Source organism: Pseudomonas syringae pv. cilantro, from assembly GCF_001293775.1.
Taxonomy (GTDB): domain Bacteria; phylum Pseudomonadota; class Gammaproteobacteria; order Pseudomonadales; family Pseudomonadaceae; genus Aquipseudomonas; species Aquipseudomonas syringae_P.
Genome location: NZ_LGLN01000071.1, coordinates 95,466 through 109,289 on the forward strand (window position 1 = coordinate 95,466; position 13,824 = coordinate 109,289).

The following is a 13,824-nucleotide window of genomic DNA, read 5'->3' on the forward strand; positions in this document are numbered from 1 at the left end:
AGACATCATTGACATCGCAAACCGTTGTGTGACGCGTAGTACCACAAAGAGGACGCAGAGCGGCCAGAACGGCATGCCGACGCGGAGCACCGGCATAATAGTCATCAGTAGATCTTCAGCGTTGCACCAACTTCCTCGCGAGCAAGCTCACTCCCACACGGACATCGGGTACATGTACGAGTCGCGGTACACAAGGGGGTCAAAGGCGCGGCAGATCGAGGATTGCCGTCAGGCCGCCGCCTGGGGTCTGCGCAAGCGACAGATCCCCACCGATGCGGCGCGCAGCCTCGCGGGCGATGCTCATGCCCATGCCGATGCCGCCAGAGTTGCGATTGCGCGAACTCTCCATGCGATAGAACGGTTCAAACACCGTCTCGTGAAACTCGGGTGCAATGCCCGGTCCGTGATCAACCACCGACACGCGCACACGATCTGCGCTGTCTTCAATCACGATGTGCGCGCTACCGGCGTAGCGCAGCGCATTGTCGACCAGATTCTGCAGGCACGAGCGTAGCGCCATCGGTTGCGTCCTGAGCGGTTTGCACTGCCCTTCGTACTGCACGTCGTCGCCGTTGTCCTGGGCATTTTCGGCCTGGGATTCGATCAGCGCCTGCAGGTCAAACTGCTGCAAGCCTTCGGTTCGCCGATGTTCATTGAGGTAGGCGAGCGTGGCATCGAGCATGCTGATCATGTCGTTGAGGTCCTGGGTCATCAGCCCATGGAGCTTTGGCTCCACGATCTGCTCGACGCGCAGCTTGAGCCGCGACAGTGGGGTGCGCAGGTCATGCGAGACTGCCGCCAGCATGCGTCCGCGCTGCTGCATCTGTTCGCGCACTTTGCTTTGCATCAGGTTGAACGTCTGCGCGGCCTGACGCGCCTCCTTGGGGCCGCTGATCTCCAGTGGCGGGCTGTCAAGGTCTTCACTCAGGCGCTCGGCGGCTTCACTGAGTCGCTGTATCGGACGGCTGAGTGCCTTGGCGCCATACCAAGCGGCGATGATCATGGTAATGAACTGAAAGAGCAGCACTATCGCCGGGCCACCCAGAATCGGTGGCCTGTGCATCGGTCTGTCATCGAACTGGCTGTGCGCAGGGTCGAAGTCAGGCCTGGGCGGCGGCATGGGGCGCATGCCGTATTGCGTGAACCAGATGAAGGCTAGCAAGTGCGCGAGCAGGATCGCTAGCAGCGCACCACCGAACAGTCGGGCGAACAGCGTATCGAATCTGCGGATCAACCCAGCTCCCTGGCATCGAACAGATAGCCTTCACCGCGTACAGTTTTGATCAACTGTGGATTCTTCGGGTCATCTCCAAGCTTCTGACGCAGCCGCGAGACCAGCAAATCGATACTGCGGTCGAACGCCTCTATCGAGCGGCCTCTTGCGGCATCGAGCAACTGTTCGCGGCTCAAGACTCTGTGCGGCCGTTCGAGAAACACGCGCAACAGGCGAAACTCGGCGTTGGACAGCGGCACGACCAGACCGTCGGCGGCCGTCAATTGACGCAGGACGCTGTTCAGGCGCCAGGCGTCGAAACGAATGGTCGTGCGCTGATCGCTGCGTTCGTCGCGCACCCGGCGCAGGATGGTCTGGATGCGCGCGACCAGCTCGCGGGGCTCGAAGGGCTTGGCCATGTAATCGTCGGCACCCAGCTCCAGGCCGATGATCCGGTCGGTCGGTTCGCAGCGTGCGGTCAGCATGAGGATCGGGATATCCGAGGTGCTGCGCAGCCAGCGGCACAGCGACAGGCCGTCCTCGCCGGGCAGCATCAGGTCCAGCACCACCACGTCGAAGGTTTGATCGGTGAGAGCGTGACGCATTTGCGTGCCGTCGGTCACGCCACGGGCATTGATGTTGAAGCGCGTCAGGTAGTCGCAAAGCAGTTCGCGAATGGCCACATCGTCATCGACGATCAGCGCCCGCACGCTCCAGCGCTGGTCGGTCGATGTGGCATCAAGGGTGTTCTCGGGAAGTGCTTGCATAGTGCGTCTGTCGCCTGCGTGTGCCACCGTTGTCTGGCCGCTGTTGAAGATCAACGCTGCCGCTCATGCTACTTCGCCGTGAGGCTCGGCGGTAGGGTGGCGGTGGCCGATGTCCGGCGAATGTCGTGAATGTATCGATACGGATACATAGAGATGAGTGAACGAACCACGACGCTTACGCCTTAAAACGAAGATTGTCTAGCTAGCACTTCTACCAGTATCGCGGTGCCCTGATTAAGCCTTAGGTTGCTGGCATGACGGAAACCCGTGATCTCTCCGGTTTCGGCTGGCTTAAACGTCCGGTGAGCGGTTGCGGTTGTGCCTGTTGCCGCCAGGGCTTGATGGCGGCTGATCGTTATGGAGAACGACAAATGGACTTGCACGAAGAAAAAAAAACGGCTGAAGAGGTCCGCCAGGCGGTACGCAAGAAGCGCCTTGAGCGTGCTCGCAAAAGAAAGTACAGGCTGGAAGCTGCGCCAGTGGCATTGGGTACTTTACTACCAATTTCGGGCGATGATCGAACCCTGTGGCCAAAGACTCAATGGGAAAACCCTCTGACGCTGACTCTTCCAAGAACTGATTTCATAGAATACGGTTATGATGAAACACTCGAGTATATGATTAACGGCAGTCACCTTCAGACAAACGTGCTGAACAGCCCCTCCGATGTTGACGTTATAGTCCCCGTGGACGTCATTAAAGAGGCAGGGCGTTATTTATTTTCATATCGCTATACCCAATATGATGGCAACGATGCTGACTCGTCAGAACTCCAATTCACCGTTGATAAAGTTCCGCCAAATGAGGGCGACGAAGGCCCGCCTCCTACGCTGCCTGTCGAGGTGGTGACGAACGGTCTGACGCTTCAATACCTGAACGACAATGCTTACCTGGATATTTCGGTCTCGCGCACCAAGGACATGTTAGCGGGTGATACTGTTTTTATTTCATGGGCGCCCTCATTGCTCACTTCCCGCCAGAGTGATCCATTTGAACCCATTACGAGCAAACCAATTACGGTAGACGATGTAGTCCCGGAAGCGGGTGATCCGGTTGTCCGCCTCGAAGCCGACTTTGTCAAAACGCTGGCTCAGGGAAGAATAGCGGTTGTCTACCGTTATCAAGATCGCACGGGTAACTTTGGGGCTTATTCGGATGCGACCTATATAGAGGTTGATCTCAATCCTGGCCCTGCTGGGCTTCAAACTCCAGAGGTTGACTTGGCGTTCGATGGGTGGATCGACAGAGCCGACGCTCTGTTAGGCGTTGAGGTCGAGATTCCTGCGCCCAGTTATGAAAATGCGAAACCTGAAGCAGACCAGATAGAAGTTGTATGGGAAAACACCCGGCTACCGCTGGTGCCGGTGTCTAGCTTTCCGATGGTTTTCCTGATCGATTGGGCCACGCTGTCAGCGCAAGGTGCAGACAATGCGCGCACCTTTGAGGTTGGCTACAACGTCGTGCGTGGAGTGTCGAAGACTCCTTCGCCGAGACTGACGGTGAACGTTAACTTCAGTGTGGCTGGCCCGCCCCCTGTCGGGCTTGATCCTGTAAACATAAATCTCCCCCCGGTGGTCGTAAAAAGTCGGAATTCGTCTGCGCCGGATAATCAACTGACGGAGGCCGATCTGGATTTGTCTGCCACGGCGCAACTGCAACTCTATAACGAAGTCCAGGCAGGGCAGGTGTTGAAACTTTACTGGGGTACTTTGAGTGATCCTGTCAGTGAAATAACGCTGACCACTGAGTCGCCCGCTGCAACGGTCGCCTTTGAAGTTGCGTGGGCGGATATTGTCAGGGGGGGTACAACGAGAAGCTGCCGATCTACTACACCACTTCGAACGGCATAAACGTACAGCAATCCGCCCTCACCGAGGTGAGTGTCACTATCATTCCCATCGAGGGATTGGTCGATGTGGAGTTTCCTGGACGCTGGAGTGGAAGTCCGGCAGACGAACCGTTCATCAACTGTGGTAGCAAGCCGTGGGAGGGTATCGATGTTGTGATGCCAGGCAATGCTGCCAACATGCAACCGGGTGATACCGTCATGTTCAGTTGGCGGGGATACAGTGATAGGGATGGCACGATGCTGATACCCGGAACGGAGTTTACCTTTGATCCGATTACCGTGACTTCCGACCACGTGGCACAGGGTATTGAATTCAAGGTGCCTTATGCGGATCTTGTAGAGCCTGTTACCAACGGCAGCGGACTTTTTACCTATGAGTTGTCCAAAGACAGCGGACAGCGAGGCTCTCATTCAACACGCGTCCGGATCAGTCGAAAAACGGGCTCGACCTTTTGCTCTGCAAGCTCTCGCACTACCTGTATATCCGGTGAGGACAGCGGGCTGGAAACTGGCGATGCTCAGTAATAGATAGCGCTGTTTTATAGCGTCGCAGGGGTGTGGGTTTCAGTAGGTCGGCATCTTTCAGGGTGCCGACCTTGGGACCGTGCTCTAAGGACATTGCAGTTGCGGTGTAACAGCAGTACAGGGGGAATCGCCACTCGCAGTGTTGGTAGGAATATTCTTACAGTAATGTCGGAATTGCCTTGCATTTTTGTCGGATATACGTCGGTAGGATCCGCAGACGTCCTACAGCTCGCTTTTCTTTTTCTTAAGACAGATATCGAACGGGCTTACATATTTCCGAGATCGAGGAAGCTGCCATGATGCTCCGCCCCCCCTGTGCCCTGCATCCTTTGCCCGTTGCCATAAAGTGCCTGGCACTTGTTCCTGCGCTATTGATCAGCAATCAAGTGTTTGCCGCTATTGTCCCGGTAAAAGACGAGGTGATGGACATCGATCAATCCAGCCCCGTCAATAATTACGTGTTGTCCAGCGACGCAACGCTGAATGTGAATGGCGGAAGCCAGCACGGCAGGGTTGACTCTACGGGCTCCATGCTGAATATCTCGGCCGGGTCGGCCCTTGTGGCTGCCACGTTGCGTGGCGGTTCCGAGCTCACCATGAATGGCGCTGCGATCAGCAATGGCCTTAGCGTCACTAACAGTCTCGGGACTGTTTCCAACAGCACCATCGCCAATGCCAGCGGTATCGGTCTGAGCGTCAATCGATTACGGGACCTGACAACCGGCTCCAGCGTGAACCTGACCAACAGCTCCAGCAGCGGCGCATTGGCGGGTACAGTGGTCACGCATTTCAGTCAGCTCGGTCTGACGGGCTCGCAATTGGCAGGCACCGGCGTCGACGGGGTAGGTTTGCGCCTTAATGCCGGTGCAGCGCAGGCCAGTGCCAGCAGTATCGTCGGCACGGTGAATGGCGTTGCCATCAGCTCCGAGGAAGTCTACACAGAGGCGTCACTGAAGCTGGACAGCACGCAGGTGGTCGGGCAGACGGGGGCCGCTATCCGGATTGCCCCATTGATATCAAGGTTGCCAGGCTCCGTTGTGGCGTTAGATGTCAGCAATGGTTCCAGCCTGACGGGTGGCAACGGCAATATGCTGGAAGTCACCGGCGGCTCCTCGGCCGTGATGAATGTGTCGGCAAGCAGCCTGAGTGGCAACGTGCAGGTCGAGTCCGCGAGCGCCGTCACACTCAATCTCGACAACAGCAGCATGACGGGGGATGTACTTGCCGAGTCGGGTGCGCTCGCCGATGTACTGCTCGACAACAACTCAGTGCTGACCGGGCACCTGGAAAATACCCGCAGCGTCGCCATCAACAATGGCGCGCAGTGGGCCATGATCGGCAACGGCAACCTTGCTGAGTTGACCCTGAACGGTGGCTCGGTCCGCTTTGGCGACGCTGCCGGTTTTTACACACTGTCGGTCGCCAATCTGTCCGGCAATGGCACGTTCATCATGGATGTGGATTTTGGCGCGGGTCGCACAGACTTTCTCGACATCACCGGCAGTGCGACCGGCAGTCACTCGCTGCTGATCGGCAGCACCGGCACTGACCCGTCTGCTGACACCAGCATGCATGTGGTGCGCGCTGCCGCCGGCGATGCGGATTTTTCCTTGGTTGGCGGCGCGGTCGACCTCGGTGCCTGGTCCTACGATCTGGTCAAGCAGGGTGCCAGTGACTGGTATCTTGACGCGCAGACCCGCAAGGTCAGCCCTGCTGCCGCTACCGTAGTCGCACTGTTCAATACGGCACCGACCGTATGGTACGGCGAGCTGAGCTCGCTGCGCACGCGCATGGGCGAATTGCGTCATAACGGTGGCCAGTCGGGCGCGTGGATGCGCACCTACGGCAACAAGTTCAACGTCTCCGATGCGTCAGGTTTCGGCTATCAGCAAACTCAGCAGGGCTTTTCGCTGGGCGCGGACGGCAAAGTCCCGATGGGTGACGGGCAATGGCTGGCGGGTGTGATGGCAGGGCAAAGCAGTTCAGACCTGAGTCTGGACCGTGGTGCCAGTGGCAAAGTCGACAGCTACTACGTCGGTGCCTACAGCACATGGCTGGACAGCGACACGGGCTACTACTTCGACGGCGTGCTCAAGTTCAACCGTTTCAATAACAAAGCCCGCGTCAATCTGAGCGATGGCACCCGTACAAAAGGCGATTACAGCAACTCGGGTGTCGGTGCGTCGCTGGAGTTCGGACGCCATATCAAGCTGGACAATGGTTACTTTGTCGAGCCCTACAGCCAGTTGGCCGGCGTGGTCGTCGAAGGCAAGGATTATGAGCTGGACAACGGCATGCGTGCCGAAAACGACCTGACGCGTTCGCTGGTGGGCAAACTCGGTGCGACGACCGGGCGCAACTTCGATCTTGGGCAAGGCAGGACGGTCCAGCCTTATGTGCGTGCGGCCTGGGTTCACGAGTTTGCAAAAAACAACGAGGTTCAGGTGAACGACAACGTCTTCAACAACGACTTGTCGGGTTCGCGTGGCGAGTTGGGCATTGGTATAGCCGCCTCCCTGTCGAAGCGCTTTCAGGTGCATGCCGATTTCGAGCACAGCAATGGCGATAAAGTCGAGCAACCCTGGGGTGCCAGCGTAGGTATTCGTTACAGCTGGTAAACAAAACGAAAGGCAAAAGGGAGGTCACGATGACCTCCTTTTTGATAGGCGTCAGTTTATCGGCAGGGTCTGTCAACTAGCAGTTTTGCGAGTCGTGGCAATGGCACAGATGTGTTGAAGTAAGCAGGTGTGAATATGGATGTTCACCAAGCGGAAGCGGACTTCAAGGATCTGAACATGATAACGACTCGACTGTATGACCGTTTTCGCCACTGGCTGAGGAGGGTATTCACAGCGCTGTTCAGGCAGGATCCCGGCTATCCACCGCCTTTTATTGCCTATCTTCTTCCCGACGATCCGCAATGGGACGAAGAGGGGTTGTTGCCCGTAGACGATGTATTTAATCCACTGCCGATACAGATTCCCGCGTGGGATTACTACAATGAGCCCCGTTATGACGTCATTCTTACGGTTTACTGGGACAACACTACATTGGTCTATCAGAAAACCTGGCCAGGCGAAGATTTCCCCTCACTCCCCCTTGAAGACCTATCGTTCGACTTGCCGAAATATCATCTCACGGCTGGAATCCACTCGATACGCTATGAGGTGACGGAGTATTCGGGCAATAGCGAATGGTCTGTGCCCCAGGCTGTCACCATCGATCTGACTGCCCCGATGCTGGCTGCCAATCAGGGGCAACTGAGGTTTGATACCTCAAAGATTACCTCCGGGTATCTGGCAAGCCACGACGATAGAGTTACTGCCACTATTGAGTCATACCGTGGAGGAGCTCCCGGTGACGCCGTGACCTGGTACTGGAGCCGCGATCCCTTTGCATTCAGCGATGACGATATCGTTTCGACCAGGTCGCTGGCTGCGCCCGAGATCGGCAATTCTGTGACGCTGGTATTCAATGGCGACATGGTTCGGGCACGTGGTGACGGAGTGCGCTATGCGTTTTATCGCCTGACAGATCGTGCAGGGAACGCGTCTTCTTATTCACTGGCGTTCAGGCTTGATGTTGCAGCTCAGCCTGTTCCTCGAGTACTACCGCCACCGAGAATCGAGGGGGCGTCCGGCTCGGCAAGCTACAGCACACTCAATCCGTTGAGTGCTATCAATGGCGCTATCGTGACAATACCTGCCCAGGCTGACATTCGTCCTGGTGACGTTATTGCTGTCCAGTGGGCCGAGCCAGGCAGTACCGGGGCCTACCGGACAGACCAGCCGGAAGCTGCCAACCCTCTCGAGTTCAGGATTCCGGCCAGTCGGATTCCCCAGCATTTTGGTAAAACGATCCCTGTGTATTACGAGGTCACGGAGCCGAGCGCAGTGGAGCTGCATGTTTCAAGCAGGCATAACCTCACGGTATCGAGGGTCAGCGGTTTTCCGGTGGTGCAATGCGACAAGGTGTCGGGTGGACGGTTGCCGCTGAGCAGCATCGCCGATGGAGGGCGCGCAGTGTTCACACTCAATAGCTGGCTCTTCATGGCGACGGACCAGTTCGTCAATCTTGAAGTGCGCGGGGTGAACAACGCCAGTCAACTGGTGGTTGTTCCGGTACTGAGTGAGTATCCGGTGCCGTCGACCGGCGCAACAATCAGCGCCGGTCATATCAGCAAGGCGGATCTGCAGCGCTTCAAGGTTGGCACCCAGCTGGAGATCAGAGTGCGCGTGAGCTTCGACCAGAAACTCAGCTGGCAGCCGTTTCCTTCACTGGCACCAACGTTGTATGGCTGACGTCGGCATAGCGTGCAGGCATCTGCGGGTTGTTCTGCTATTTGTAGGTAAGGGTAAAGCTCAGCGCACCTTTGGCTTTGCCTGGGCGGACTTCGCTGCTGGCTTCGGTCTGATAGAAGCGCGCATAAAAGTTGAGTGACATGTTACCTGGCGTGATAGCAATCAACGGGACTTCGGTTTGCAGTTCCATGGGCGTCGAACCGTCGGCCTTGAGCACTTGAATCCCTATGCCACGAGCCTGCGAATCGGTCGTCAGGCTGAAAACGCCGCTATTGACGGGGCCGACCGGTGCCGAGCCGTCGACGCCGTCGAGCTGGACGTGGGCTGTTGCTGTAAAACCGGCGCCGGTGTCGGTCTCGCAATTGCTCAGGGCAATATGGAAAGGGACCTTCGTAGTGGTGAAACCGGGTCCGGTAAACTCTGCTCGGTCCCAGTCACCCAGTTGTACCGGGGCTGCGCTGCTCGGAGCGCCTACGGTGCATTGAGCCTGAATCACCGTGCCGGTGACGCCGTATCTCATGACTTTGCCCAGCGCAGTAAGGCTTCCTGACCACAGCTCGCTGCCATCCAGCACATTAGGGCCGGGAGGTATAGGCCCGATCTTGACCAGCGTGATAAAGTTTCTCAGGCCCACAATGCTGATTGGCACGAGCAGCTTGTCATATTCATTGAGAGCCAAAAACGGTACGACAGGATTTCCGTCGACCGGTGTGAAGCAATTGTTACACCCACCTGAGTACGGATGGTCCAGTTTTACCCTTATGCCGACTCCTGAAATATTGGTTTTAAATACTTTGCCGTTGATGTCTTCACCATTGATCGGTTCCAGACCACCAGAATGGATCGGGGCCGTTGCCGTCGCCCTGAACTCCAGTATAGCGGTGCCGTCATTGGCGCAAGCGGCCGATAGCCTTGCCATGTCGGGGGTGTATGCCTCCATATCGATCTTGCCGATAACGCTGCCGATTTTGGCATCTCGGGGGATGTAGATCGTGCCAATGTCACGGCGGAATTCTTTCATCCCGGGGCTGGATTGCCAGTAACAGCTGTCGCCCGGATTCTGATCGTAAGACTCGGCCATAGCGGTTGTGCCATGAACGAGGCTGGCGGCAGTCATGGCAAGCGCCAGTGCATTCAGTACATGTTTCATGAGGGGTTCCTGAAAGGTCGGTGGCACATGTGCGTCAGACCAGAGGTTATTGGCTGCACGTCAATGACTGTATTCGGTAGCCTTTGGTCAGCGGCATATTGGTCGGGTCTATGTGCAGTCGGCATCGGGATTCAGTCTGTTCACCCCAGCTTACGTCGAGGGTTTGTGCCTGCATGCCGGTGGACAGCAAAATCAATCCGCCCTGGCCTGCAATGCCCATGATGTTTCCTTCGGCGTCGCTGACCTGAGCACCGAACGGCAGCGGCTTGCCACTGTCGGTAAGCGCCGTGATAACCAGACGTGTGACGGTGCGTGCGGCAAAAGTGGTCTTGACCACGGCCCCGCGAGCCGGCACTACTCGAGCGCTGCCGTTATCGATTTCGATCTCCGGACCGAGCTGATCCGTTTGCAGCTCGATGTGGTTGTAACGGTAAGGCCGCAGGTAGGGCACCAGTGCATACCCTCGACTGTTGGTCTCGACGCCGATTGCATTCTGTACACCGACGCCCGGTGTGTCGGGCACTTCGATCAGCGCAATGGTATCGCCCAGACTCGGACCGGGTTCGATACCCCCTGCGTGCATCAACAGGGCGCCACTGACATTGATTGACGTGCTGCGATAATCGTTGCCCTGGGTCAGGCCCGCTCCGAAACTTGCAAAAGGCGCCTGATAGCCGACCGCGAGACCTGCGCTTTGCTGGCGGCCGTCATCGTTGCTCAGGCTGGTTCGGTAATTGAGGCGGTTATCGTCGAGGCTGCCGCTCAGACTGGCCCGCTGGCTGTAGTGATCACCACTGTTCTGCAGGTCGAAGGCTGCGCTGCTCGAATGCCCGATATCCAGAGGCAGCGAGATGCTTAGCCCCAACTGCCGGTCATTTTTCTGGTTGCGTGTGTCGGTCAGCGATTGTGAGGCATACAGGTTGTAGGTGACCCCGGCATGCTGAGTATTGAAGTTGAATTGATACTGCTGCTGTTCGGCAGCGCTGCCCCAATAATTCTGCCGGGACATTGTCAGACTGACACTGCTGCGGCTTCCGACCCTTTGGTGAACGGAGGCCTCCAGCCTGCTACGGCGGCTGCCGGTGAAGGGTCTGTCGTTATCGCGTTGACGCATGGTCTCGTCGAAATCACGATAGCCTTGAGTGGAGTAGCGGTAACCGGCGAAGCGCAGGTTGGTATTGGTGGTAAACATCTTGCCGTACTTGAGGGCGTAACTCATGCCTTGCACGCTGGTCGTTCCGGCGCGATCAATGTCCGCGTCCGACTGCGTTGCGTCCAATGCCACGGCCCCCAAAGCGCCCAGGTCCCGCGAGATGCCCAGCGCGGTGGCGCGGTACATGTCGCTGGCCATCAAGCCGCCGTAAAGGGTGGAGTTCCAGCCGGTGCCAATGGCCAGCGTGCTTTGCCAAATCCAGGGCTGCTCGATTGCGCTGGCACCGTTATAGCGGCCCAGTGCGGAGCTGTATTTCCAGACGCCCTCACGCAACAGGTTGCCGATGGTTGCGTAGGGCTGGCTGAAGCGCCGCACCTGACCGTCCGCCTCAGTCAGTACCACTTCCAGTTCGCCGCTGCCCGTAGCCGCCAGATCGTCGATTTCGTAGGGGCCGGCGCTGACATAGGTGGAATAGATCGGGTAGCCGTTCTGCAGCACTTCAAGCTTCGCCCGACTCTGCGCCACACCGCGAATCACCGGGGCGTACCCCTGTGCGGTGTCGGGGAGCATTTCCTGATCGGTTTTGATCAGTGCGCCTTTGATCGGTACGCTACGGAAAACATTGCTGTCGGTGGACGTCTCGCCGATGGTCAGATTCGCGTGAGTGCCGGGCAGGTCACGTTGGGCGTATGCATAGGCCCTTGTCCATTCACGACGACCCTCTTCGTCGTGACGTACGCTTTGATTGCTGCGCAGTCGCCATGCGCCAAGGTTGATACCGCTATTAAGGTACAGATCCGCGCTGTTGCCTGTGCCGGTGTCGGTACGCGTGGTTTGCTGAGCGGACGCCTGGTAACTGACGAATGCGGCATTGATGCCGTAATCCCAGAGCGCCGGATCAACCCTGCCGATGGCATCCCGGCGCATGGCGATCTGCGGTATGGAGATCGACAGTTGCAGCCTGCCGCCGTCCAGTTTGGTGGTTGCCTGGGGAATCAGCCGGGACAGGTCGACGCAGGAGGCCTGCAATAATGTCTGCTCGGCCAGGCTCTCGATGCGTACGCCCATTTGCTCAAGTAGCTCTTTTGACAGGCATGGCAGCAGACCGTTGCCTTGCGGGTCGGCATCGAAGCGCAGTTCCCGCTGACCGAAGTAACGCGTGTTGATGTGAATTTCGACCCAGTGGTTGCCGGGTACCAAGTCTTCGACCTCTGCGAGGTTATTCAGCGCTTTGTTTGCAGCGTCGATATCGTAGCCCTGGCCCTGGCGCAGAAAACCGGACTGGAAATTGACGAGATCTGCGGCCTGAATCAGCTCCAGTGGCAGGGCTCCGCTGCCGCAGACAATCAGCAACTGCATAAAACGCAGACGCACCGGTATGAGCCCGGAGTCGGGTAATAGGGTCATGGTCAATGTCCTGGGGAGTGAAAGCTGGCCGAAGCGGTTTAATGAGCCAGCGTGACCGGAACGGTCAGCGGAACGCTGTAGCCGCCGTAATCGTTTATCGCTGAAAAAACCACCTGAACGCCCGGCTCTGCTTTCGTTTCGCCAAGCTCATAGGCCTGCGAGGCAAAAGGTGCCAGCATGGCTGCCTGCGCGATCTTTTCGGTCTTGCCGTTGGCCGTGACTTCAAGGCGTATGAACGACACGTGGAAAGGGGTTGGGTTGATCCCCATCAGCCGGGTTTTACCGTTGGACTGCTCGATTGACCATTGCAGGTCCTTGAGGCGTGCAATTGGGTTGTCAGTCAGCCCGGCCGGGCGGTAGAACAGTTTGAGTCGGGTCCGCAGAGCTATATTCAGCACATTGCCTTGCGAACTGTCGGCCTGGGGGATTTCCTGCACATTGAAGAAGAACAGCGATTCGCGATCTGCGGGCAGGTCGTTGGGCAGGCCATTGATCTGCACTTGCTGCTGTTTGCCGGGGTTCAGGCGAAACAACGGTGGAGAGGGTGCAAAAGGTACTGCGGTCACTGTGTCGTCGACTGTCGTGTTGACCCAGGTCTGAACCGCGAACGGGCGATCGCTCGGGTTGGAAATGACCACCGAAGTACTGCGTTTTTCGCTGGCGAACACCACGCGGGTGGCATTGACGGTGAGCGCAGCTTCAGCAACCGGGATGTGAATGCTGAGCACGGCGAGAGCCATGCCTAAGCCGAGCGCGGACTTCGCAACGGCCTGTTGGCAGATAGTGCCGATCATGGTTGATTTACCTTGAACATCCAGGCCCGTAAAAGGGCCTGGATGCGTTGACAATGGTGCGGCTTGCGACAGGTCTTTTGACCGTTACACAGTGGCCGGGTGTTGTATCAGTTGATGGCGACGGTGAAGTTGATATCTGCCGAGGCAGTGCCCGGCGTCACTGTGGCGGCTGTCGAGCGATAGTAGGCGTCGAAGGTCATGTCGGTGACACCGCCAACGACCAGAGGGTAGGGGGCAGACTCGGTTCCAGGCTCGATAGAGTCTCCGCTAAAGTCACGAATGGCAATGGCGACGCCCGTTGCGCCATCTGCCGTTGGTGTGACAGCAAAGTAGCTGCCGGAACCGTCCGCGGCACCGTCAAACTTTACAGTTGCAACATCGGCAGTGCCTGTAAGACCGCAACTGCCATTGTCTTTGACGCGCAGGGCAAAGCTCTTGCCGCTGTATTCCTGGCCGACGGCGGTGAAGCGGCCAGCGTCGACAGAGCCCATTTTCACCAGGTTGCCAACTGCACCGTCACCTGGGTTGACCACTTCGATAGGGCAGGTGCTGCCGGTGATCTGGCCTTCAAAGTTGATAGTGCCGGTGTTGGCAGATACGGCGGTGCCAGTCAGGGCAGTGGCCAGAGCAAGACCGAGTGCGGATAGCGTTTTATTCACGATGAT

10 protein-coding genes are annotated in these 13,824 nt (G+C 57.6%); 4 read left to right on the top strand and 6 right to left on the bottom strand.

The window, feature by feature from the left end:
- Positions 1-199 precede the first annotated feature (199 nt).
- Together ABJ99_RS19330 and ABJ99_RS19335 are read right to left on the bottom strand one after the other, a co-directional pair.
- Entirely contained in the window at positions 200-1,234 is a 1,035-nt protein-coding gene (locus ABJ99_RS19330) for a sensor histidine kinase (RefSeq protein WP_054087180.1), read from the bottom strand.
- Complete coding sequence (locus ABJ99_RS19335) at positions 1,231-1,980, bottom strand: response regulator (RefSeq protein WP_054087240.1); 750 nt, start codon at positions 1,978-1,980, stop codon at positions 1,231-1,233. The genes ABJ99_RS19330 and ABJ99_RS19335 overlap by 4 nt, the downstream gene beginning before the upstream one ends.
- A gap of 371 nt (positions 1,981-2,351) precedes the next feature.
- On the opposite strand from ABJ99_RS19335, the gene ABJ99_RS19340 reads away from it, so the two are divergent.
- From ABJ99_RS19340 to ABJ99_RS19350, 4 genes are all read left to right on the top strand, one after another.
- Positions 2,352-3,830: a hypothetical protein gene (locus ABJ99_RS19340; protein ID WP_057446889.1), complete on the top strand. Its 1,479-nt coding sequence runs from the start codon at positions 2,352-2,354 to the stop codon at positions 3,828-3,830.
- A 26-nt stretch (positions 3,831-3,856) separates the two neighbouring features.
- Entirely contained in the window at positions 3,857-4,354 is a 498-nt protein-coding gene (locus ABJ99_RS29305; RefSeq protein ID WP_230081065.1) for a hypothetical protein, read from the top strand.
- Positions 4,355-4,650: 296 nt separating this feature from the next.
- Positions 4,651-6,972 carry an autotransporter outer membrane beta-barrel domain-containing protein gene (locus ABJ99_RS19345; protein ID WP_054087181.1) on the top strand — a complete coding sequence of 774 codons (2,322 nt, stop codon included), beginning with the start codon at positions 4,651-4,653 and terminating at the stop codon, positions 6,970-6,972.
- Between the two features lie 135 nt (positions 6,973-7,107).
- A complete protein-coding gene (locus ABJ99_RS19350) occupies positions 7,108-8,655 on the top strand; it encodes a hypothetical protein (RefSeq protein ID WP_080378222.1) in 1,548 nt (515 codons plus the stop codon).
- Positions 8,656-8,692: 37 nt separating this feature from the next.
- Here ABJ99_RS19350 and ABJ99_RS19355 read toward each other — a convergent pair whose 3' ends face one another.
- From ABJ99_RS19355 to ABJ99_RS19370, 4 genes are all read right to left on the bottom strand, one after another.
- Complete coding sequence (locus ABJ99_RS19355) at positions 8,693-9,805, bottom strand: fimbrial protein (protein WP_054087182.1); 1,113 nt, start codon at positions 9,803-9,805, stop codon at positions 8,693-8,695.
- Between the two features lie 46 nt (positions 9,806-9,851).
- On the bottom strand, positions 9,852-12,365 hold the full coding sequence (locus ABJ99_RS19360) for a fimbria/pilus outer membrane usher protein (protein ID WP_054087183.1): 2,514 nt from the start codon (positions 12,363-12,365) through the stop codon (positions 9,852-9,854).
- A 38-nt stretch (positions 12,366-12,403) separates the two neighbouring features.
- Positions 12,404-13,159, bottom strand: a complete 756-nt coding sequence (locus ABJ99_RS19365; RefSeq protein ID WP_054087184.1) for a fimbrial biogenesis chaperone — start codon at positions 13,157-13,159, stop codon at positions 12,404-12,406.
- Between the two features lie 107 nt (positions 13,160-13,266).
- Entirely contained in the window at positions 13,267-13,818 is a 552-nt protein-coding gene (locus ABJ99_RS19370) for a fimbrial protein (RefSeq protein WP_024666983.1), read from the bottom strand.
- Positions 13,819-13,824: the final 6 nt, after the last annotated feature.